Source organism: Lachnoclostridium phytofermentans ISDg (genome assembly GCF_000018685.1).
Classification (GTDB): Bacteria; Bacillota; Clostridia; order Lachnospirales; family Lachnospiraceae; genus Lachnoclostridium; species Lachnoclostridium phytofermentans.
On sequence record NC_010001.1, the window covers coordinates 149,412 to 174,092 of the forward strand.

Genomic DNA, 24,681 nt, shown 5'->3' on the forward strand with positions numbered 1-24,681 from the left:
ACGCTAAAAGCAGCGCAGAAATGAGGTAAAACATGAAAACATTTACTGCACCCTTGCAGGAATATCGGGAGTTTCAAGTAATTGAGCAAAGCATTCAAAAAAATCAATTTCCACTCTTAATAACAGGATGTATCGATTCGCAGAAATGTCACCTGATACATGCGCTTTCTGAGGGGATTGTATGCAAGCTTGTGATTACTTATAATGATATAAAAGCGAAAGAAATCTATGAAGATTTAAAGCTTTATGATCGCAATGTGTATTTATATCCCGCTAAGGATATTATTTTTTACAGTGCGGACATCCATGGGAATGCCATAGTCAGAGAACGTATGAGAATTCTGAAGAATCTTCTAGAACGAAAACCAATGACGGTAGTGGCAACAATTGATGGAGGTATGGATAAGTTATTACCACTTGATTATCTTTCGGATAAAATTATATGTATTAAAGAAGATTCCACAATTGAAATTGAATGCTTAAGTGAAAAGCTAATTCACCTTGGCTATGAACGTCAGGGACAAGTGGAAAATCCGGGTGAATTTGCCATCCGTGGAGGAATTATAGATATCTATCCATTGACTGAGGAAGCTCCTTACCGTATCGAGTTATGGGGGGACGAGGTAGACTCTATTCGTACCTTTGATGTTGGTAGCCAACGCTCTATTGAAAGAGTTAGTACAGCAGTTATCTATCCAGCTTCTGAAATTATTTTAGAGCCAGAGGCACTTAAAAATGGACTTCATAAGTTAAATATAGAACAAAAAGAGTATGTTGGTAAGTTACGAGGAGAGCTAAAAACCGAGGAAGCTGCGAGGATTCATCAGATTGTAGAGGAGTTTAAGGAAAATCTTGAATGCTTACAAGGTTCTTTAAATCTTGATAGTTATATTCGTTTCTTTTATGATAAAACATGTTCTTTCTTTGATTACTTTGCCAATGATAGCTCTATTATATTTGCGGATGAACCAAACCGTCTGGCAGAAAAAGGCGAAGCTGTATTTACCGAGTTTTCAGAGAGTATGGTAGGACGTATTGAAAAAGGATATATCTTACCAAGCCAAATGGATGTTATCTATGACTATAAGGAATTGTTAGCAAACCTAAGTCGAAGAAACAGTGTATTAATAAGTACGATGGACCATAAGGTAATGCAACTTGCAGCAAAAAAGAAAGTGGATATTACCGTTAAAAGTGTGAATCCGTATAATAATAACTTTGAAATTCTAATAAAAGATTTACAAAACTGGAAGAGAAACGGTTATCGTGTGATTTTACTCTCTGGCTCCAGAACCAGAGCAGCGAGACTTGCACAGGATTTAAGAGATAATGAATTGCCTGCTATCTATAGTGAGGATGTAGATAGAATACCGGTAAAGGGCGAAATTGTGGTAATGCACGGCAGTGTTCACCGTGGATTTGAGTATCCGTTAATTAAGCTTGTTATTATCTCAGAAAGCGATATCTTTGGTGCTGAAAAAAAGAAGAAAAAGAAAAAGCCTAGTTATGAAGGTAAGCAGATACAAAGCTTTACCGATTTAAATATAGGTGATTATGTCGTACACGAAAATCATGGGTTAGGAATTTATCGTGGTATCGAAAAAATCGAAGTGGATAAAGTAAGCAAAGATTATATTAAATTAGAGTATGGTGGTGGCGGAGTACTCTACATCCTAGCGACTGGTTTAGATGTTATTCAAAAGTATGCCGGTGCAGATGCGAGAAAGCCAAAACTGAATAAATTAAACTCAGTAGAGTGGAAGAATACAAAAGCCAAAGTAAAGGGAGCAGTAAAAGAAATAGCGAAAGAACTAGTAGAGCTCTATGCGACCAGGCAGGCGAAGGCAGGTCATTCTTTTTGTGAGGATACGGTTTGGCAAAGGGAATTCGAAGAGATGTTCCCATATGAAGAAACAGATGATCAGCTAAGGGCGATTGATGACACCAAACGGGATATGGAAAGTAAAAAAATTATGGATCGTTTGATTTGTGGTGACGTTGGCTATGGAAAGACAGAAATAGCAATTCGTGCAGCATTTAAAGCAATTTCGGATGGAAAACAAGTTGTATTCTTAGTACCAACAACGATATTAGCGCAGCAGCATTATAATACATTTAGCCAGAGAATGATGAATTTCCCAATTAGTGTTGATATGTTATGTCGTTTTAAAACTCCAGCGCAGCAGAAAAAAACATTAGAGAATTTAAAAAAGGGACAACTTGATATCTTGATTGGAACCCATAGAGTTTTATCAAAAGATATTCAGTTTAAAAATCTAGGACTTTTGATTATTGATGAGGAGCAGCGTTTTGGTGTTACTCATAAAGAAAAAATCAAACAGATGAAAGGCGATATCGATGTTCTCACTCTTACCGCCACTCCGATTCCAAGAACCCTTCATATGAGCTTAGTTGGAATCAGAGATATGAGCGTTTTGGAAGAGCCACCGGTTGACCGTTTGCCGATACAGACCTTTGTCTTAGAGCATAATGATGAAATTATAAGAGAGGCAATCAACCGAGAATTAGCAAGAGGCGGTCAAGTTTATTATGTACACAACCGTGTTAATGGATTAGATGAGATAACAAATACAATAGCAAGGCTGGTTCCAGATGCCAATGTAGCGTTTGCTCACGGGCAGATGCATGAACATCAGCTGGAAAAGATTATGTTTGAGTTTATAAATGGTGAAATCGATGTTTTGGTCTCAACCACAATTATTGAGACCGGTCTTGATATATCCAATGTAAATACCATGATTATTGATAATGCGGATCAATTAGGGTTATCCCAATTATATCAGTTACGTGGACGTGTTGGACGTTCCAACCGTACCTCGTTTGCTTTCCTTATGTATAAAAGAGATAAGTTGCTAAAGGAAGTCGCAGAGAAGCGTTTGCAGGCAATTAAAGAATTCACAGAGCTCGGATCAGGATTTAAGATTGCGATGCGTGACCTTGAAATTCGTGGAGCTGGTAATCTTTTAGGTGCTCAACAAAGTGGTCATATGGAAGCTGTCGGATATGATTTATATTGTAAGATGCTAAACGATGCTGTGAAGGGATTAAAGGGAGAGATTAGTGATGAGGATACCTTTGATACCAGCATCGATATGGATATGGATGCCTTTATTCCGTCTACTTATATTAAAAATGAAATGCAAAAACTTGATATGTATAAGCGGATAGCTGGAATAGAGAATGAAGAAGAGTTTATGGATATGCAAGAAGAGATGCTGGATCGTTTTGGAGACATTCCAACCTCTGTAAATAATCTGTTAAACATCGCATTACTTAAGTCAATGGCGCATCAGGTGTATGTTAGTAATTTGGTCCAAAAAGGGACTGAGGTTAAGCTGTCGATGTACCCGAAAGCTAAGATAAAAGTTGAGATGATACCAGAACTTCTTCTAAAAGTAGGCAACAATCTAAAGATGATTCCTGGTGCCACACCGTTTTTTACTTATCATATGGCTAACGTGATTAAAAATCCTAAAGTTGGAACGATAGACACATTAGCAGTTTTTGAGAGTGTAAAAAATCTATTATTAGAGTTTCAAATCCTTGTTTAAGGAATGATAAATAGAAGATACCAAGGAGTTGGAGAATGAATTAATATCAAATAGGATAAGTACTTTGATGAAACTTTCCACAGCAGTGTTTTATAAATTAGATGAAACAAGCTTTAAATGCGCAAAAGCATGCGCAGGAATGGAGGATAAGATGAAAAAGATAAAGAGAATAGGCACGATAGTATTAGCGCTAACCTTAGCGACTTCCTTGTGGGCATGCAGTAAAAATAAAGGTAGTGATGTAACGAATGAAGATGGAATAACGGTAGTTCCTGAAGTGCCTGCGCAGGAAAAGCAAGGGAAAACAGTTCTTACTGTAAATAATCTAACGGTTAGTTATGAGGAGGCGGTACTATATCTTCAATCTAGAAAAGAAGAGATTGAAGAGTTATATGGCAAGGATGTATGGAGTCTTGTTGTTGATGAGGATGGTACCACCTACGAACAGTTATTAAAAGATTCGGTTTATGAAGAGATAGAATACTTAATGCTTGTTTGTTCTAAGGCAGAGGAATTAGGGATAACGTTATCAGAAGATGAGTTGTTGGATGCTGATGAATTTACAGCTGACTTTACTAGTAATTTTTCTCCGGAAGCATTGGATTACTACAATGTGAATAAAGGGGTTGTAAATAAGATCTATAGAGACAATATGCTTGCTAATAAAATATATGAAAGTCTAACCTTAAATGTGGATACGGAAGTATCTGATGAATTAGCAAGACAAGCGGTATTTCAATATATCCTTGTTGGAAAGTATGGATACGATGCCAATGGAAATCGAATTGAATACACAAAGGAACAATTGGAGGAGTCGAAAACTCGTGCGTATAAATTAAGAGAAGAAGCACTTGATGCAAAAAACTTTTACGATTTTGCAGCGGCGAATTCAGATGATGAAAACGAAGTTGAAATTACAGTTGGAAAAGGCGATATGAAGGAAAATCTAGAGAAGGTTGCATTTGCATTAGACGAAGGAGAAATCAGTGATGTTATTGATACTGCAGATGGCTATTTTATCTTTCGTTGTGTTTCCTTATTAGATCGTAACGCTACTGATAGCAAAAAGGAAGATATCATCATAAAGCGTCAAGAAGAAGCATTTGATGTAGAATACAATAAATGGCAGGGAGAGAAGGAAGTTAAGTTAAATAAAGAGATCTGGAACTCCATTGATATTACCGGTGAGTTAGTGAAATAAGTGTGAAGAGAATTTCTAAGGTGCCAAAAGACGCCACCTAAGAATTTTAAAACTTCACACTGGAGGAATAAATTAAGGGGGTGGGAGTATGATAGAAATCAATCATTTGACCAAAATCTATAAACTAACGAAGCGGCAAATGAGGCAGTTAAAAACAAAAGAGAATTTAAAATGTGCAGTGGATAATGTTAGCTTAACTGCAAAACAAGGGGAGATTTATGGATTGTTAGGTCCTAACGGTGCAGGGAAAACGACAACACTTCGTTGCGTAGCCACCCTGTTAAAGCCAACGAAAGGTTTTATTAAGGTGAATGGCTTTGATACAATTACGCAATCAAAGAATGTTAGGGAATCCATTAGTTTTCTAACGAATGAAATAAAGTTAGACCCGCAATTCTCTGCAAAGTATATGTTTCATTTTTTTGCTAATCTTCATGGAGTACCAGAGAAAGAATCGATAGAGAGAAGGGAAAAGTTATTCCATTACTTTGGTATCACCCCCTTCCAAGACAAAAAGATTGAAGAGTTATCTACGGGTATGAAACAAAAGGCCGCGATTGCGGTATCTTTAGCCCATGATCCTAAGATTATAATTTTTGATGAGCCTACGACTGGACTTGATATCGTAACTGCAAGGAGTGTAACTGATTATTTAAAGGAGCTCAAAAATGAGGGAAAACTTATCATTATCTCGACCCACATCATGAGTGAAGCAGAAAAGCTGTGTGATAGAATTGGAATTATCATTCAAGGAAGAAAGGTAATGGAGGGTACTTTATCGGAGATTCTAAAAGAGACTAAGACAAATGATTTAGAAGATGCTTTCTTTCAACTATACCAAACTTATATCAAGGAGGAAGCATAAGATGAAGGGTGCTAATATTATTTTTAAAAAAGAAATGAAACGCATTTTTCAAGATAAAAAGATGATATTTAGCTTATTTATACTTCCTGCAATCATTATTATCGGAATGTATTCGTTAATTGGGGTAATGATGAATCGGATGGTTGATGATATTAAAAAGCATGAATCTATCGTCTATATTCAAAACATGCCAAAGGAATATGAGAGTTTACTAAAAACTTCAGGATTTTTAGAGGTTGCTAAGGTTACCTATCTTACCAAAGAAAGTTCCGTTAAGGAATATGAAAATAAGATCTTAAAGGAGTCAATTGATTTATTGGTATCCTTTGAGAACAACTTTAATAATTCAGTGGCATCTTATGAGAAATCAGGCGATGTTATTCCTAAGGTAACACTATTTTATAATACTACAGGGAAGTACTCTACAGAGGCTGAGAGCAATTTTCGAACTTTGGTGCTAGAGCCACTACAACAACAGTTATTAGCGAAGCGTTTGGGTAATCTTGAAGTTTTGCAGGTATTTCAGATTGCAGAGAAGGTAATTGTAGATGCAGATAAACAAAATGGACAGTTTTTAGCGATGCTGTTACCATATATGATAACATTTATGCTATTTGTCGGTGCTATGAGCCTTGGTGTAGATGCCATTACTGGTGAAAAAGAACGCCAAACGATGGCGAAACTCTTATTAACACCGATTAACAGAAGTGAGATTGTTTTAGGTAAATTAAGCTCTCTTGCTGTGCTATCCAGTATTTCTGCCGTAGTATATGCCATTTCCATGATTATAGCGATGCCGATGATGGAAGGGAATATGGGCTCACAGGGGGGGGCGATTAGTGTACGATTTGGAGTGACGCAGGTAGTAGCGTTATTCATAACTATGATTGTTATGGTCTATTTGTATGTCGGATTGGTTGCCCTTGTTAGTGTATTTGCAAAGACAGCGAAGGAGGCAAGCTCCTACATATCGCCACTTTATATCGTAATCATTGTGGCCGGTATGCTGACAATGTTTCAAGGAGGAATAGAAAAGCCTCTTTATCATTATGCAATTCCGGTATATGGTAACTCACTCGCAATTCAAAATATTATGACAAATGAACTTACACTAGCTCAATTTCTCATATCCAGCTGTTCTACGTTAATCCTTGCAATTCTTGTAACGATAGCAATTGCAAAAGCGTTTAATAATGAAAAGATAATGTTTAATGCATAAGTTGTAGGTAGGGAATAAGTATAACATGCAATAGGTGACCTTATTGATTGAAAATCAACGTTGAATGTGCTAAAGCAAGCGCAGAAATGGAGAAAAGAAATGTTAGAGAAAAAAGAAACTTCAATGCCACTGGAACAATCTCAATTGCATAATCATGACGGAAGTCTTACGAAGCTATTGCACGACATTCCACAGGAGCATGAATTCTTAATGGCTGCAGAGGTTTTTAATCAACTAAGTGATGGCACAAGACTTCGAATTCTTTGGCTATTATGCCATAGCGAAGAGTGTGTAAACGATATAGCGGCTGCAGTTCGTATGACAGCACCTGCAGTATCACATCATTTAAAAACTTTAAAACAGAATGGGATTATTAAGAGTAGAAGACTAGGAAAAGAGGTCTTATATACATTAGAAGATACGCCAAAGGCAATCTTAATTCACAAGATGGTGGATAGCATCTTTGAGATCAATTGTCATACTTCAAGATAGGTTTTTAGCTTTTAATTTTGACTGTGAAAGATAGAAAGAGGAATCCAAGATGGAGGAACAGAGGAAGAATAAGAATGCAATCCCTAGGTATCAGCAGATTGCAGTGGAGATAGCATCAAGGATCGCAAGTGAAGAATATAAAGTCGGAGATAAGATATATGCTCGTTCTTCTATTGCAGGGCAGTATGGAGTTTCTCCGGAAACTGCCAGAAGAGCTATTTGTGTTTTGTGTGACTTAGAGATTGTAACATCTGAAAAAGGTAGCGGTGTTACAATTAAGTCAACTGAAAATGCGATAAAGTTTATTAAGCAGTACAACAAACGCCAAACGATTGATACAATCAAAGATAATATCCAACAAAGTATTATAAGGCAGAGAACGGAAATGGAAGTTATGAACCAACATTTGACGGAACTTATTTCTGCTTCTGAGCATTTTCGTTCGTTAAATCCTTTTATGCCATTTGAAATACTGATTACGAAAGAGTGTGTCTTTCTTGGTAAAACGGTAGCAGAATTACAATTTTGGCAGCATACTGGCGCTACTGTGATAGCAATTCGTCGAGGGGATGAAACCATGGTTTCGCCTGGTCCATATACTCATATTAAAGAGCATGATATCCTATATTTTATTACACAGGATGATGCTCCGTATCGAGTTAAAATTTTTTTATATCCAAATACAACGGAATAGTTAAGATAAAGCACTCACATATCGTCTCTGTAAAGTAGACAAAGAAAAAATATATATTTTGTACCGCCAATCATCTAGTCATGATTGGCGGTTTTTTTGCTCCATGTATGGCGCATATCTACCTTATTAACGAGCTACTTTTTATATTCTAGTGATCATATAGCCAAATTTCAATTTTATATAAATACAGTTTGTAATCTTAGGTATCGTTATATTGTTATCTGTTGATACTATATTTTAAAGCAATTATTTATTTTTTGCTTTTTATTTATTGCATACCATATCTGTAAATAGATGTAATATGCAATGGGAAAACGTGTAAATTATTTGATAATACACATGTGAAATAAGGATTTTTCTTGACATAGTAACAACTTTATATTAGTATTGAAGTTGTTACTTCTGTAAAAGAGGTATAGAGAGATATAATCTTCTCATAGAAAGGTTCTTTCTTTAGTGAGTTTTTTTCTCTCAAAATGTTTGTGTCTGAACTATGGTCACAAATAAAAAGTACGCAATAGACAGCGTAGGAATGAGGTGACTCAATATGATTAAATTTACTAACATAACAAAAAGTTTTAAGTCTAATAAAATACTAAAGGATGTTACTTTCAACATTGATACTGGTAACTTAGTGGCAATCATTGGTGAAAGTGGTTGTGGAAAAACAACATTGCTAAAAATGATAAATCGACTCATCAAGCCAACGAGTGGCTCTATTTCAATTGATGGTGAAGATATTCTATCTTTAGATGAGGTATCGTTACGAAGGAAGATTGGTTATGTAATTCAGCAAACAGGATTATTTCCACATATGACGATTAAAGAAAATATAGAGATTATACCAAAGATTCTTAAAGTAGATTCTGCAGAAATTATGGAAAATACAAAGAAATTGATGAACATGGTAGGCCTTGATTATGAGAATTTTATTGACCGATATCCATCAGAATTAAGTGGAGGACAGCAGCAAAGAGTTGGTGTGGCGAGGGCCTTTGCTAATAACCCTGATATTATATTAATGGATGAGCCATTTTCTGCACTTGATCCGATGACGAGGTCTGATCTACAAGATGAATTAGTAGAATTACAATCTAAGTTAAAGAAAACGATAGTTTTTGTTACACATGATATGGACGAAGCGATAAAGATAGCAGATAAGATATGTATTATGAGAGAAGGACGCGTACTTCAATACGACACGCCAGAAAATATCTTAAAAAATCCAGTTGATGATTATGTCTCAAACTTCGTAGGTAAAAACCGAATTTGGTCTTCTCCGGAATTTATCAAAGTGCATGACTTTATGATGAATAAACCAGTTACAGCAACAAAAGATCTCTCAATTTTAAAATGTATTGATAAAATGCGCCAAAAAAAGGTTGATAGCCTTCTAATTATTAATCCAGATAATCATCATTTGCATGGCATTTTGAAAGCTAGCCAGATAAGGAGTATTGGAGATAGGACACAATCTGCAGAAAACTTCATGGTTACAGACTTCCCAACATTAAATCCCGATAATACCATAGTTGATGCATTAAAGTTAGTAACAGAACAAAAAGTTTCAACAATTCCAGTTACCAAAGAGGATGGATATTTGGTTGGTTTAGTAACTCGTGGTAATTTAGTTACCACACTAAGTCAGCAGTACTATAACGGTGATGAGGAGGTGGATGTATGAACTTCATAGAATATATTACAAATAATTACGAGCAAATATTAAGACTTCTATTGGAGCATATAAAACTTACCGCAATTTCTGTTGGTTTTGCCATATTGATAGGGGTACCGTTAGGAATATTAATCTCTTATGCAAAAAGGGTGAGTAAGCCAATTTTAATGGTAGCAAACATAATACAAGCAATTCCTAGTATGGCATTGCTAGGCTTTATGATTCCATTTTTAGGGATTGGTATGGTTCCAGCAATAGTAGCTGTTATCTTGTATTCTCTCTTACCTATCATTAAAAACACATATACTGGAATCGATAATATCAATCCACAAACATTGGAAGCTGCAAAAGGTATTGGATTAACCCCGTTTCAGGTGTTGACCAAGGTTCAAATACCTCTTGCATTACCGGTTATTATGGCAGGTGTAAGAATTGCTTCTGTAACTGCAGTCGGCTTAATGACTATGGCTGCCTTTATAGGTGCAGGAGGACTAGGGCATCTTGTCTTTTCAGGAATTAGAACAGTAAATAACAATCAGATCTTAGCTGGAGCGATCCCTGCATGTTTACTTGCATTATTAGTTGACTTCTTGCTTGGACTTGTTGAGCAGTTGGTAGCACCGATTAGTTTGCAAAAAGGTGAAAATAACGTGAAAAAGAAAAAGCGTGGTATACAAAAAGGCATTCTTGCAGGAGCAGTATTTGCTATTATAGCCATTTTTGTTTTTACTGCAAAAGGAACAAATGCAAATAATCAAAAAGTTATTACGATAGGCTCCAAAGATTTTACAGAGCAGGCTATCCTTGGTAATCTTGTTGCAGATCTTATTGAAGGCAATACGGATATTAAAGTGAATAGAAAGCTTGACCTTGGTGGAACGCAAGTTTGTTTCTCAGCTTTAAACAAAGGTGAGATTGATATGTATGTAGAATATAGTGGAACAGCATATTTAAGTGCCTTAGGTCATACAGAAAAGAAAGATAAAGACCAGGTATTTGATATTGTAAAAGATGAATTCAAATCAAAGTATAATATTGATGTTCTAAAACAGATGAATTTCAATAATACCTATGCATTAGCGGTAACGAAAGAGGCCGCAGCGAAGTACCAACTTAAGAATATAAGTGATTTAGCAAAAATTGCCCAAACGATGAAATCTGGTACAACTTTTGAATTCTTAAACCGAGAAGATGGATTACCTGGCTTACAAAAGGAATATGGATTTACCATTGGAGAAACCGTTGCAATAGATGGGGCTCCAAGATACACGGCACTTGTAAATAAAGATGTGGACATAATAGATGCTTTTACTACAGATGGGTTATTAAAAAAATTCGGATTAGCTGTGTTAGAAGATGATAAAGCATTCTTCCCACCTTACTATGCTATGCCAATTGTTCGTTCGGAGAGCTTAGAACAACACCCAGAGATAATACCACTCCTAGAAGAGTTAGGGGATGTATTAACGAATGATATTATGCTTGAACTAAATTATCAGGTGGATGAGCTGCAAAAAAGCCCTGAAGCTGTAGCAAAGGAATTTTTGAAGAATCAAAATTTAATTCCTTCAAAATAATAAAAGAAAGACAATCTATAAACGGCAAGCAAGCTTAATATAGATTGTCTTTCTTTGATTTATAGGAAATTGCGGTGCAATCTCCTATAAATCAAAAACTCTCCGAGGGATGCGCACTCACCCTACGGGTTCGGCGCGACAAGGTGACCTCGCCTCTAAGTTTCAGACCTGATAAGCCTGGAGTGGCGAAGCCACCTTGTTTTTATAAAATTAACATTTTTCATATTGACAGCATAAGATAATGTGTTATAATAAAATCAATTAAATGATTGTTTAATTGTTCAACTGTTCAACTATTTTAAATAGAATTAAATTTTAAATAATTTAGAATAGTTAAGAAGAAAAGAATGATGCTAGGGAAAAAGAATTTTCAGTTGAGCTTCATCTTTTGAACATATGCGTTAAGTACGCTAGGATTTGAATAAAAAATGAAAGAAGAAGAGGAGAATCGGTATGAAAAAAGTAGTTAAACTAGAAAATTTAGATTGCGCAAATTGTGCAGCAAAGATGGAGGATGGAATCTCTAAAATTGCAGGAGTAGAGAAGGTTACAGTAAGCTTTCTTATGCAGAAGATGACAATAGTTGCATCAGAGGAACAGATGGAAGACATTTTAAATCAAGCAGAGAAAATTATTCATAAACTTGAACCAGATGTCGTGATAAAATAATAATTCAAAAGTAAGAAATCTAATTTAGAATAATATACAGTAATAACATAATTTTAAATAGAAGTAACATAGAAAGAGTAGGAGGTAGATCAATGAAAAAGCATAAAAAAAATTTAATTCGAATTATCATCAGTACTGCAATATTCTTATTGGCAATCCTCTTGCCATTACCTAAGATTGTAACCTTAATATTATATATTGCCGCTTATTTACTCATTGGCTATGATGTTTTATGGAATGCGTTTCGAAATGTAATCAGGGGGCATGTTTTGGATGAGAACTTTCTCATGTCAATCGCAACCATAGGTGCATTTGCAATTGCTAAATATGATGAGAGTATTTTTGTTATGCTATTTTATCAGGTAGGAGAACTTTTTCAGTCCTATGCAGTTGCGCAGTCTCGTAAGTCCATTACAGCACTTATGGATATACGACCAGATTATGCGAATTTAGTAAAGGATGGAGAAATCCAAGTAGTAGACCCAGAAGAGGTTATGCCGGGAGATCATATCTTAATTAAACCTGGTGAAAAGATTCCATTAGACGGTAAAATCGTGGTTGGCCAGACCTCCATTAATACCAGTGCCCTTACTGGTGAATCACTTCCAAGAGAATCTTCGGTAGGAGATGAAGTGATTAGTGGATGTATCAATTTAAATGGTACGATTGAGGTAGAAGTAACGAAGGAGTTTGAAGAGTCTACGGTTTCAAAAATTTTAGAGCTTGTAGAGAGTGCTAGTGACCGTAAGGCTAAGAGCGAAGCATTTATTACGAAATTTGCGAAGTATTATACTCCTACTGTTGTAATCTTTGCAGTGTTATTAGCAGTAATACCACCAATATTTGTGCCAGGTGCGTTATTTTCTGATTGGTTATATCGTGCTCTTATTTTCTTAGTTGTATCTTGTCCGTGTGCACTCGTAATCTCCATTCCGCTTGGATTTTTCGGTGGTATTGGAGGCGCTTCTAAGAAAGGGATCTTGATAAAGGGTAGTAATTATCTAGAGTCGCTATCGAAAGTTACAGCAATTGCATTTGATAAGACTGGTACCTTAACAAAGGGTAACTTTGTTGTCCATGATATTGTAACGGATTCCTTATCGAAAGATGAGTTACTAGAAGTGGCAGCTCTTGCAGAAAGTCATTCAAGCCATCCAATTGCAACATCGATTCGAGAAGCATTTGGAAAAGAACTATCTATGGATCGCATTCGTGAGGTACAAGAGGTTGCCGGATTTGGAATTTCTGCTATCGTAGACGGAAAGCAGGTTTTTGCAGGAAATAGGAAGATGATGGCAGAGCAAAATATCGAGGTTAAGCAGTTATCGGAAAACATTCCAATTGGAACAACGATTCATATTGCTATCGACGGTAATTATGCTGGTTATCTTGAAATTCGAGATGAGATTAAGTCAACAAGTAAGGCTGCAATAGAAGATTTGAGACACAGTGGAGTTCATTCACTCGTGATGTTAACAGGAGATGCTAAGGTTGTTGGTGAGGCTATTGCAAAAGAGCTTAACTTAGACCATGCATACACCGAGCTACTTCCAGCAGATAAGGTAGAAAAGTTTGAAGAGATGTTAGCAAAACGTGGTGAGAAAGACCAGCTTGCATTTGTTGGTGATGGTATTAACGATGCTCCGGTTCTTGCTAGAGCGGACATTGGAATTGCAATGGGTGGTCTTGGCTCGGATGCAGCGATTGAAGCAGCTGATGTTGTTATTATGGATGATGACCCAGAGAAGTTGGTAACAGCAATTAGAATTGCTCGTAAAACGCTTCGAATTGTAAAACAGAATATTATCTTTGCTCTTGCTGTGAAAGGTATTATCTTAATCCTTGGTGCAGCTGGATTGTCAAATATGTGGGAAGCTGTATTTGCAGACGTTGGTGTCTCTGTAATTGCTATATTAAATTCCATCAGAGCCTTAAAAGAATAGCATTCTCCTTAGAAGCAAAATGATACCTTGAGAATTCTTATTCTGAAAGTAAATATATATACCGGTGAAAACCCTAAATCCTTTGTATAAAATACAATTGGTTTAGGGTTTTTATCGTGACAAAAGAATAATCGTTAAGCGTATTTTTTCTTATTGATAAAAAAGGAGTGATTTATCACTTAAGAATAATAACTGGATAATTTAGGTTACGTACGGTATAATGAAGGTAAAATTTAACTCGGTAAATAACATAAATTAAAATCTTAATTAAGATAGTTACGTGACTTGCTCCCCACCACTTAAATCGCATATTTTGAGTGGGGGCTTAGTCTTGTAAGTATTAGATAAAGGTTAACACGCATCAGTCAGGAAAGGGTTTTAAGATGAGCAGAAGTGAAAAAGCGGTATTTACGAATTTGTGTATGATAACGAATGGTGATGAAATTTTAGTTCAAGAACGTAAGAATAGAGATTGGCCAGGAGTCACATTTCCAGGAGGACATGTTGAGGAAAATGAATCTTTTGTTAAGTCTGTAATCCGAGAAGTCAAAGAAGAGACCGGTCTAAGTATCAAGAATCCTATTTTATGCGGAATAAAACAATTTCAGACAAGAAAAAAGGAGCGGTATGTGGTCCTGTTTTATAAAACGGATCAGTTTGAAGGTAAGCTAACGTCCTCTGACGAGGGCGAGGTATTTTTTATACCACGTACCGACCTTAATAAGTATGTTTTAGCAGAGGATTTTGACCTTATGCTTAAAGTGTTTGAGTCAGAGGATTTAAGTGAATGTATTTATCAGAAATCAGGGGATGAGTGGGTATTAGAGTTACTATAGTCAAGTGTACAATGTAAAAAGACCATTTGCTTTAACTTTGCTACGTTTTATCTTATTATACGAAATGTGCAGACAGGAGAAAGGATAACTATGGAGAATTTAAGAACAGGTGATTCGAACCAGATCACCAGAGATTATTTTGATTCATTGCTAGTTGAAATGAGACATATTGACTCAGTAATACCATCCACAACACTTGAGCTTTATGGGGAAAGATTTGATACCCCTGTTATGATGGCAGCTTTATCACACTTAAACAAGGTTCGAGAAAACGGTATGGTAGAGATGGCTAGAGGAGCTTATCTTGCAAATGCTGTGAATTGGGCTGGTATGGGGGAGGAAGAGGAACTAGAAGCAATTACAGCGACAGGGGCAAAAACAATTAAAATCATAAAACCTTATGCGGATAATAAGATTATTTTTCGAAAAATTAAACATGCCCAAAAATGTGGCGCATTGGCAGTCGGAATGGATGTAGATCATTCCTTTTCAGGAAATGGGAAGTATGACAATGTTCTGGGTCATCCAATGACTTCAAAATCCTTAGATGAGATTAAAGAGTTTGTTAAGTCAACGGACTTACCGTTCATAATAAAAGGTGTGCTTAGTGAACAAGATGCATTAAAATGTCTTGAAGCAGGAGTGAAAGGTATTGTAGTTTCACACCATCATGGAATCATGAATTATGCGATACCTCCACTAAAGATTCTTCCTAGAATTGCTGCTATCGTAAATAAGCAAATTCCAATTTTTGTGGATTGCGGTGTTGCTAGCGGAATGGATGTCTTTAAAGCGTTGGCGCTTGGTGCTACCGCAGTATCTGCAGGTAGGATAATAATGGATCCTTTATCAAAAGACGGTGCAAATGGTGTAAAGGATACTATTATAAGAATGACAGAAGAACTGGCTGGTGTTATGGCTCGAACTTGTTCTTGTGATATGAAGCATATTGACCCTTCTGTTATTCATAATAAGTAAATTCGCTTACTAATTTAAATGATGTAATAGGGTTTAAATGTTTGAAATAGAGTTTAAACGTTTGTAATAGAGTTTAAATGTTTTAATAGAATTTAATCGTTTGCAATAAGCTTAATCTTTTGCAATAAGTTTAATCTTTATTGGTTTTAGGTGGTCGGATGATCACTTATTGTTTGTATCAGGGCTTTTTATAAGGGAAGGAGAATTGTTATGAGAATTGGCGGTGGATTAGAGAAACCATATTCGAATCCCGAAGAATGGTATCAGCTAGTGAAGGAGCTTGGATACCGAGCAGTACTGTCACCCATTGATTATAGAGCGAGTCAGGACGAAAAGAAAGCGTATCAACAATGTGTGAAAGAGCATGATTTGATTATAGGTGAGGTTGGGGCATGGAAAAATGCAATCGCTTTCGATGAGTTAGAAAGAAAAGAGGCTCTTACCTTTTGTAAAAATCAATTGGCATTAGCAGAAGAACTAGGAGCAAACTGTTGCGTCAATATCTCTGGTAGTCGTGGTGAACTATGGGATGGCTGCTATAAGGAGAATTACCAGAGCGATACCTATGCTCTTGCTGTAGATAGTATTCGAGAGATTATCGATGCAGTAAAGCCGACGAGAACTTTCTATACAATTGAACCGATGCCATGGATGGTTCCAGATTCACCAGATGAATATTTGAAGTTAATTGACGATGTGGACCGTAAAGCATTTGGGGTACATCTTGATTTTGTCAACATGATAAATTGTCCTAAGCGTTATGTCTATCATGAAGAATTTATCAAAGAATGTTTTGAAAAGTTAGGGCCGATGATTAAGAGTATTCACGGGAAGGATGTATGGATGGAAAATAAATATACAACTCTTATTCATGAAACCATGCCGGGGAAAGGAATTCTGAATTATCAATTGATTACACGTTTATGTGAGCAGTTAGGGCCAGATACAACACTATTTGTAGAGCATTTACCGGATTTTGATAGTTATAAGCAAGCGGCAGGATATGTGCGTCAGCAAGCGGTGCTTGCAGGGGTGTCACTACCGTAAGGGGCGATATAGAATCCAAATAACAACGTAAATAAAAAAGCAAAAATCATATAACATACATAACAAGTAAATTACGGAACAAAACTCATGGAAAATTAATTAGACTAAAATAAAAAAGTAATAAAAAGATGAAAAATAAAAGAGAAAAAATAAAAGAGAAAAACAAGAGAAGATATGGATAGACTGATATATATCTTCTCTTGTTTTCATTATAGTTTAATGAACTCCTGCGTCAAATCTTAAGGTATTACATAAGAATCGGTTGAACTTAGTGGTACATTATCATTGCCACTTTGTATTACTGTAATAACATCTCCGGATTTCAGCTCATTTATTGGAGCACTTATCATGGAACGGTTGATAAACTTTGTATCGTATATTTTATCATTTACTGAGATTTTACTAAATGGAGTGAAATTACTACCGGTGACAATTACCCTTGCGCTATCATCCCCAGTGGCTTCACCTTCCGGTGGAGCTGATACAAAGTGCGCTTCCGAAATTTTGATTGGAACAGTGCCCATTTGAAGGTCAGTTTTCGTATACGGATTTACCCCATTAAAGCAATCTAAGTCACCATATAACATATCATACTCGAGGACCTTTAACTCATCTAAGTAGATATCAGAATCTTTTTGTGTTTGATGAAGTTTTGTTATCAATCCATTATGAATGTCCAGGAGGTCAAGTACATGTGCGGATAATTGGTAAGCCTCTAAATCCTCATTCTGTTTTGTCATACCAAAGTTATCCCATACAATATATTCAGTCTGGAATAAGGAACCGTTCGTTAAATCGGTTTCTTCAAGTTGAAAACCTGGCAAATGATCACCGTACATAACAAGTATTGTCTCTTCCTTGCGGTTTGACAAGGATTCAATCAATTCTCCTATAAACTCATCCATCTCTTTGATTTGATTTGAATAATATAGAAGCGGATAATATAAACTATCAGAAAGATCTTCACTTAATGTTAAATTTATTCGTGGATTTTCAATAAGGGCACTATCAGGATAGCTTCCATGTCCTTGAACCGAGATGGCATAAATCAAGTCTTGATTCTTGGTTGTATTAAGTATCTGTAAAATCTCTGGTGTAAGGACCTTATCTTTTGCCCAGTTATTTTGATTACGCTCAATATCTTGCATGTATTCAATCGAAGTAAAGGTGTCAAAACCTAACTGTGAAAAGACCGAAACACGATCGTAAAAGGTAGCAACATTGTTGTGAATCGCATGAGTAGTATATCCGAGTGATTTTAAGTTATAGGAAATGCTTTCACAAGAAGTCTTTTGTAAAATTGTTTTATATGGATATTCACCAGGTCCAAAGAAATCAAGGTTCATCCCAGTAATAACTTCAAATTCTGTATTCGCTGTTCCTGCGCCGACACTTGGAACACTTAAATACCCGCTAGAGAACTTCTCTTTCAGTGCTCTATAATTAGGTATAGGGTCCTCTGTGAAGGTAACTCCTTTGATATGTGTTGGGTCAAAGAAAGATTCCAATTGTAAAAAGATAATGTTAGGAGTCTCTTTTGATGCTACTGTATCAGAGGTCGATGTAGAAAGGTCAACTGGTGGTGTTGGAGTTAGTGTTGGAATCGGTGAAGGTGTCTCCGATGGCTCTGGAACTTCAGTAGGCAAAATATCGGAAGAACTAACTATCTTTCCTTGTTCCACTCCTTCTACTATTGTATTTACAACATCGGTAGTATAAATATTAGGTTTATTAATACCGGTATTAATAACGCTATTAACAAAGCAATAAGGAAGACCGTATTGATGGTATGCGTTTGCAAGGTTACCGAAATTCCCAGCTAATACGTTAGTCTTTAGTCCAAGTTTTGTTAAAAGAGTTGAGGAAATTAAGGTAGTTGCAAAGAAGATTGTTATCTTTAATAGTGGTAAGCGGTTATCATAGCGTTTTACTTTTTTCCATACGATAACACAAGAAAAAACTGTAAGAGCGAGACCGATTGCAATAAACACCAAATGAAACCACTTCAAATAATACTGCCAAATCTGAGTAGCAGATTTCATTAATGTAATGTCAACAGCGGTAAATGGTGTTGTTCTAAATTTCAAAAGTATAAAGTCAGTAACACCAATGGCGACCCAGCTAAGAGAAACCAAATAATAAACAAACCATCTTCTCTTAAAGAATAAGGCTATGGACAGTGTTACTAAGATAATAAAGGTATTGTATATAAATACGTGTGGACTCGTAAATAAATAAGCAATGGCTTTAAACACAGAGCGGCGTGACATGATTTCAACAAAGATGTTGAGGGCTAGGGCTAAAAGCACACACTGTAAAAATGGTTTCTTACACTTAGTCTTTACTGAGTCCAATATAGATTTCGCTTTCTGTGGTATGAATTTCATATACTTGCCTCCAAGTAGTTTCCGTGAGAGTTATTAGTGTCTATAATGAATGTGATGTTCTCAATTGGATAATTCTTCGATGTTAGGGAATGAATGTAAAAAATATCCTATCCTTTTATGCTACAACAGTTTATCATATTTTGAAAAAAAAGCAATAGCGCAATTCTTAAGAATTTTTAAGTTATTATAACGAATTGTAGGGCATTTTCACAATGGATAATAAAGGTGAATATCTTACTGAAATCTGATGTAATATGGGGAGATATTCTTTTATAGAGAGTTATGAAGTAGAATATTATTCGAACAAGATTAATTTTAGTTACATAGAAATAGAAATTTCATATAAAATTAATGCAAATTAAATAAAATTTATAATTCGTTAAGAAAAATATTTAAAAAAATTTTGGTGACATATTGAAGAAATGGTTTCTTTTTCATATAATAGAACAACCATTATAAATAAAGTAACTACAACTAATTTAGTTTAGGATCATTTTTTACTTGAAATATTTAGAAAAAGGTTGTAAAATCTTAACTTAGTGTGGGTGCTAATAATTTAACGCTAAGGGTATATCAGTTTGAGGGAGAGCAAAGATGCCTGGTGAAATGGATAGAAAGCGCAACATAAAACTTATCATAAGCTACGATGGGACAAATTATAGTGGTTGGCAGAGAATTCCCAAAGCAGCAAATGGTGATCATTCTATTCAGGGGTTACTAGAAGAATTTTTATCTAAGGTTTTGCTAGAACCAATTAAGCTGATTGGCTCAGGCCGCACAGATACAGGAGTTCATGCTCTTGGACAGGTGGCAAATTTTTATTCGCGCTCCAATCTCGACGTAAATATTATAAGACAAAAGATGAATCAAGTTCTTCCGGAGGATATTAAGATACTACAAGCGAACGAAGTGGACTTAAATTTTCATTCCCGCTTTGATGCGGTAGAGAAAATCTATCAGTATATCATAGATACCAAAGAACGGGAAAGTGTATTTTTTCGTAAATATTCATATTCTTGTGGTAAGGATTTGGATATTGAAGCAATGAGGCAAGCTGCAAAATTACTCATTGGCACGATGGATTATAAGAGCTTCTGTACAGATCGTAAGGATGGTAAGTCGACTATCCGGACGATATCTGAGATAACGATAGAAGAACTACGACAGAATAGAAATCAACAGGGTATTATTTTTACGTTTCGTGGGAATGGATTTTTACATCACATGATACGTATCATTTCTGGAACACTGTTGGAGGTTGGGACACAAGAGAGAAGTGTGGAAAGTGTTAGGCAGGCTATTTTGGGGAAAAAGAGAGAATATGCCGGGATAACACTGTATCCGCAAGGGTTATTTTTAAAACAAGTCATTTATGATAAAAATAGTTAGTACTTAGGTTAACGTAATGGTGCGAGGGTGATTAAATAATGATGGGTTGCAACTATAGACAAAAGATGCCATCATTTTAAATATTTTATGAGAAATAGATTCTTATAATAGGTATAAATTCCTTGATTTTACAAACAATATAGTCATAGCAATATTTAAGTGACAAGCATCTTAGATTGAGAAGTAAATGGAGGAATATGCTACATGAAAGCAACAGGTATCGTACGACGCATAGATGACTTAGGAAGAGTGGTTATCCCAAAGGAAATTAGAAGAACTTTACGTATTCGTGAAGGGGATCCATTAGAAATTTTTACAGACCGTGAAGGAGAAATTATTTTAAAGAAATACTCTCCTATCGGTGAGTTAGGACAGTTTGCAAAACAATATGCGGATTCTATCGGTCATACGACTGGTCATATTGTTGCTATTACCGATAAGGATCAGTTTATAGCAATTGCTGGTTCCGCTAAAAAGGATTGGGTTACAAAACCAATCAGTAAAGAACTTGAGGCATTAATTAATGACCGTGAAACGGTAACTGCAGCGAAAGAAGAAAAAGGATTTATCCGTGTTTGCTCTGATGATGAAGATATTGCCTATGAAGTTATTTCACCGATTATTTGTGAAGGTGATGCTATCGGAGCAGTATTAATTCTTACAAGAGATGTAAAAACTAAGCTTGGCGAAGTTGAGAATAAACTTGCTGCTACTGCAGCTGCATTCCTTGGAAGACAAATGGAGAACTAATCTCTTAGAGAAAATAAAATAAGACAGGTTAGACATATAGCGGAGTAATTACCTTCTATGCCCGGGCATAGTACCAGTAAGGTTAATTCCTCCGCTTTTTTCGTAGGGTTAAGATTCTGTTCTACAACGGTTTAAAAAAAGATTAGTGTGAAAATAAAAACCAATTTTCACACCTAAATTTGTGCCTGCGTAATCCTCGGCACAAATTAAAATACGCAAAAAACTGCGGAGGAATGAGGTATTTATGCAGGAAAAACGTTATGGATTATTAACAGCTATTACTATGATTACTGGAATTGTCATTGGATCCGGAATCTTTTTTAAGTCGGACGATGTACTTCGTTATACCAATGGGAATATGCTTCTTGGTATCTTAGTATTTTTAATCGCTGCATTAGCGATTGTTTTCGGTTCCTTAACTATCTCTCAGCTAGCAAGTAGAACAGACGAACCGGGAGGTTTAATTAGTTATGCCGAAAAATTTGTAAACAAACGAACTGCAGGGGCTATTGGATGGTTTCAGCTTACGATGTATTTTGCTCCATTAGTAGGAGTGATTACTTGGGTATCAGGACTTTACTTTTGCCAATTGTTTGGCATTGAGAGCACGCCAAAAAATAGTAGTTTGATTGGTTTTATCATACTTTGTATGATATTTATATTGAATATTTTATCAGCTAGACTTGGTGGTGCGTTTCAGAATTTATCTATGATAGTTAAACTAATTCCATTGATATTAATTGCATTAGCAGGTTTATTCTTTGGAAAAGCACCTGAGATTATCGCAAAGGATGCAAGTGTAATGAAAGAGGCTATAGCTTCTCCTGGCTGGGTTGCTGCATTTGCACCGATTGCATTTTCATTTGATGGTTGGTCAATATCTACGACGATATGCCATGAAATCAAAAACAGTAAGAGAAATTTACCACTGGCTCTAATCTTTGCACCACTTATAGTATTACTGTGTTATGTGTTGTACTTTGTAGGAATCACCTCCTTAGTATCCGTAGATACAGTAATGCAACAGGGAAATGAGAGTACTTATCTTGCTGCAACTAAGGTATTTGGAAATATGGGAGCAAGACTGATTTTAGTTTTTGTTTTAATCTCTGTGGTAGGTACATTAAATGGTCTTGTGCTTGCTTATATTCAGCTTCCATATTCACTAGCATACCGAGGAATGTTACCTTGCAGTAATGCTTTAAAGAAGCAGTCTGAAAAATTAAATGGTATCCCAATCAATTCTGCTATTCTTGCATTTGTGCTAAGTTCTGTATGGGTTTTCATTAATTATCTTACCCAGAATGCAAACATGATTGGGGATGTATCTGAAGTACCAATATGTCTAAGTTATCTAATGTTTATCATACTCTACATTACAGTTATGAAGTTAAAGAAACAGGGTGAAATTAAGAGTATTTTTATGGGATATGTTGCACCGGTTTTAGCGATTATAGGTTCTCTTATTATAGTAACAGGAACCTTATCGCATCCATTCTTCTGGATTTTTGCTGTCCTTGGGGCGATTGTCGCGGCTTGCGGATTTTGGTATACAAAGAAATTTAGTGTTTCGTAAAAAGGATAGTAGTTTCTTGAAATAGAATCAAAAAATACAAAACATATTATAAAATTACGATGAGATAACAAAAGTTGCTATTGAAATTTTTTTGAAGGTTCGTTATAGTAAGACGGCAAGCTAGTTATCAAAGTATAAGTATCAGTCCTTTAGGACTAGAATACCAAGGAATAGAAAAGGAGCCCTAACCGTGGAAGAACTTACGACATTTCAACGAATATACGAGGTAGTTAAGGAGATCCCTTATGGGAAAGTTGCAACATATGGACAGGTAGCAGCCCTTGCTGGTAATCGCCATCTTGCAAAAGTGGTTGGTTATGCATTGCATGTGAATCCAAACCCGGTCATAATTCCGTGTTATCGTGTAGTAAATGCGAAAGGAGAAGTTTCGAAAGCATTTGCCTTTGGTGGAGTAAATCGTCAGATAGAATTACTTGAGAAAGAAGGAGTACAATTTCTCGAGGATGGAAGTGTAGATATGGAAGTATCTCGCTGGGCAAAGTTAGTGTTCTAAAAAAGCAGGCATAAAAAGAATACCTGTGTAACATACATGGATTTCTTCTTCTTAGCATATAGTTTACTAAATCTAAGGAGGAGTGATGGCCCATGTCAAAGAAAAAAGTGTTAGCTATTGACGGCGGAGGAATGAAGGGCATTGTCTCCGCTGTTTTGCTACGCAGTTTAGAGGATAGGCTACAATATCATAGCAATAATTACAAAGCAAGGATTGCAGACTATTTTGACTTAATAGCAGGAACTAGTACGGGATCAATATTAACAGCACTCTATTTGTTTCCAAATGAGCGGGGAGAATCAAAATTTTCTGCGAAAGAAGTATTAGAGAGCTATTATGAATACGGAGAGTACATATTTAAGAGACAAAAATTTTATCCATTCTGGGGACCTAAGTATACAAATAAGTATTTAGAGGAGATGTTACTAAAGTATTTTGGAGACGCAACCTTAGGAAGTCTTCGTAAACCTTGTTTAATGACCTCCTATGATACAACAACTCGAAGTGCAGTATTCTTTAATTCAGTCACAGGAAGAAAGGATGAAAATCGGAATTATCTCTTAAGGGATGCAATATTGGCTTCAACGGCAGCTCCAACATATTTTCCGCCAAGCTGTTTTCACGCAAAGGATAATTGCTATAACTGTCTAATTGATGGAGGTGTTTTTGCTAATAATCCAACACTTTGTGCATTAATTGAAGCAATGAAACTACCAGGATGTGACGGGATTGGCGATACGATTTGCCTATCGGTTGGAAATGTAAAGAATACGAAGTCCTATACCTATCAAAAAGTACGTAGATTCGGGCTTTTGCAATGGGCAGTGCCAATCTTTGATATTCTTATGGACGCCAGCGAACAAACAGTAGATTATCAATTGAAAAAAATATATAAATCCGTCAATCATCAGCAATATTATTACCGTATGGTTCTTAATACAGAAGAAGAGATACCAAAGATGGACGATTGCTCAAAAGAAGCAGTACATAAATTAACTCTTTATGGTGAAAAGTTAGCAAACCGAGAGAAATATCGTATCGATGAGCTTGCGAAGCGCTTAGTAATGGAGAAAGATAACGATAACTTTGTATTCTAAATTTGGTAATGAAATAAATTTAAGATAATAGATCAGAATTAAGCTGGTAAAAAAGTGAATTTAGGATAGTAGATTAGTGGTCCATGCTAATAATAAAATGATATAGGATAGTAAATCAGTAATTCACGTTAATAGTAAAATGAATATAGGATAGTAAATCAGTAAACCATGTTAGTTATAAAACTTCATGAATAATAATT

Annotated in this window: 19 protein-coding genes; 18 read left to right on the forward strand and 1 reads right to left on the reverse strand. The window is 35.8% G+C overall.

Features of this window, described 5'->3' with window-relative positions; all coding sequences use genetic code 11:
• The first annotated feature begins 32 nt into the window (after positions 1-32).
• The 13 genes from mfd (at position 33) to CPHY_RS00720 (ending at position 16,768) form a co-directional block, all read left to right on the forward strand.
• Positions 33-3,572: a transcription-repair coupling factor gene (gene mfd, locus CPHY_RS00660; protein ID WP_012198144.1), complete on the forward strand. Its 3,540-nt coding sequence runs from the start codon at positions 33-35 to the stop codon at positions 3,570-3,572.
• Positions 3,573-3,723: 151 nt separating this feature from the next.
• Complete coding sequence (locus CPHY_RS00665) at positions 3,724-4,773, forward strand: peptidylprolyl isomerase (RefSeq protein WP_157668634.1); 1,050 nt, start codon at positions 3,724-3,726, stop codon at positions 4,771-4,773.
• 88 nt (positions 4,774-4,861) lie between these two features.
• Positions 4,862-5,638 carry an ABC transporter ATP-binding protein gene (locus CPHY_RS00670; protein ID WP_012198146.1) on the forward strand — a complete coding sequence of 259 codons (777 nt, stop codon included), beginning with the start codon at positions 4,862-4,864 and terminating at the stop codon, positions 5,636-5,638.
• A gap of 1 nt (position 5,639) precedes the next feature.
• Complete coding sequence (locus CPHY_RS00675; RefSeq protein WP_012198147.1) at positions 5,640-6,857, forward strand: ABC transporter permease; 1,218 nt, start codon at positions 5,640-5,642, stop codon at positions 6,855-6,857.
• A gap of 99 nt (positions 6,858-6,956) precedes the next feature.
• Entirely contained in the window at positions 6,957-7,349 is a 393-nt protein-coding gene (locus tag CPHY_RS00680) for an ArsR/SmtB family transcription factor (RefSeq protein WP_012198148.1), read from the forward strand.
• Positions 7,350-7,398: 49 nt separating this feature from the next.
• Positions 7,399-8,043, forward strand: coding sequence for a TrkA C-terminal domain-containing protein (locus CPHY_RS00685; protein ID WP_012198149.1), 645 nt, complete (start codon positions 7,399-7,401; stop codon positions 8,041-8,043).
• A 547-nt stretch (positions 8,044-8,590) separates the two neighbouring features.
• Positions 8,591-9,727, forward strand: coding sequence for an ABC transporter ATP-binding protein (locus CPHY_RS00690; protein WP_012198150.1), 1,137 nt, complete (start codon positions 8,591-8,593; stop codon positions 9,725-9,727).
• Positions 9,724-11,295 (forward strand): ABC transporter permease/substrate-binding protein, encoded by a 1,572-nt coding sequence (locus CPHY_RS00695; RefSeq protein ID WP_012198151.1) that lies wholly within the window; start codon positions 9,724-9,726, stop codon positions 11,293-11,295. The genes CPHY_RS00690 and CPHY_RS00695 overlap by 4 nt, the downstream gene beginning before the upstream one ends.
• Before the next feature lie 453 nt (positions 11,296-11,748).
• Positions 11,749-11,964 (forward strand): cation transporter, encoded by a 216-nt coding sequence (locus CPHY_RS00700; protein WP_012198152.1) that lies wholly within the window; start codon positions 11,749-11,751, stop codon positions 11,962-11,964.
• A gap of 92 nt (positions 11,965-12,056) precedes the next feature.
• Positions 12,057-13,907 carry a heavy metal translocating P-type ATPase gene (locus tag CPHY_RS00705; RefSeq protein ID WP_012198153.1) on the forward strand — a complete coding sequence of 617 codons (1,851 nt, stop codon included), beginning with the start codon at positions 12,057-12,059 and terminating at the stop codon, positions 13,905-13,907.
• Between the two features lie 383 nt (positions 13,908-14,290).
• On the forward strand, positions 14,291-14,743 hold the full coding sequence (locus CPHY_RS00710) for an 8-oxo-dGTP diphosphatase (protein WP_012198154.1): 453 nt from the start codon (positions 14,291-14,293) through the stop codon (positions 14,741-14,743).
• Between the two features lie 90 nt (positions 14,744-14,833).
• Positions 14,834-15,721, forward strand: a complete 888-nt coding sequence (locus CPHY_RS00715) for an alpha-hydroxy acid oxidase (protein WP_012198155.1) — start codon at positions 14,834-14,836, stop codon at positions 15,719-15,721.
• 210 nt (positions 15,722-15,931) lie between these two features.
• Positions 15,932-16,768: a sugar phosphate isomerase/epimerase family protein gene (locus CPHY_RS00720; protein ID WP_012198156.1), complete on the forward strand. Its 837-nt coding sequence runs from the start codon at positions 15,932-15,934 to the stop codon at positions 16,766-16,768.
• 239 nt (positions 16,769-17,007) lie between these two features.
• On the opposite strand, the gene CPHY_RS00725 is transcribed toward CPHY_RS00720, so the two are convergent.
• Entirely contained in the window at positions 17,008-19,155 is a 2,148-nt protein-coding gene (locus CPHY_RS00725) for an LTA synthase family protein (protein WP_012198157.1), read from the reverse strand.
• Positions 19,156-19,749: 594 nt separating this feature from the next.
• On the opposite strand from CPHY_RS00725, the gene truA reads away from it, so the two are divergent.
• The 5 genes from truA to CPHY_RS00750 all read left to right on the forward strand — a co-directional run bounded on the left by truA (position 19,750) and on the right by CPHY_RS00750 (position 24,481).
• Positions 19,750-20,544, forward strand: coding sequence for a tRNA pseudouridine(38-40) synthase TruA (truA, locus tag CPHY_RS00730; RefSeq protein WP_012198158.1), 795 nt, complete (start codon positions 19,750-19,752; stop codon positions 20,542-20,544).
• Between the two features lie 204 nt (positions 20,545-20,748).
• Positions 20,749-21,294, forward strand: a complete 546-nt coding sequence (spoVT, locus tag CPHY_RS00735; RefSeq protein WP_012198159.1) for a stage V sporulation protein T — start codon at positions 20,749-20,751, stop codon at positions 21,292-21,294.
• Between the two features lie 244 nt (positions 21,295-21,538).
• Entirely contained in the window at positions 21,539-22,870 is a 1,332-nt protein-coding gene (locus CPHY_RS00740; protein ID WP_012198160.1) for an APC family permease, read from the forward strand.
• 190 nt (positions 22,871-23,060) lie between these two features.
• Entirely contained in the window at positions 23,061-23,384 is a 324-nt protein-coding gene (locus CPHY_RS00745) for an MGMT family protein (RefSeq protein ID WP_012198161.1), read from the forward strand.
• A gap of 92 nt (positions 23,385-23,476) precedes the next feature.
• Positions 23,477-24,481 (forward strand): patatin-like phospholipase family protein, encoded by a 1,005-nt coding sequence (locus tag CPHY_RS00750; protein ID WP_012198162.1) that lies wholly within the window; start codon positions 23,477-23,479, stop codon positions 24,479-24,481.
• Positions 24,482-24,681: the final 200 nt, after the last annotated feature.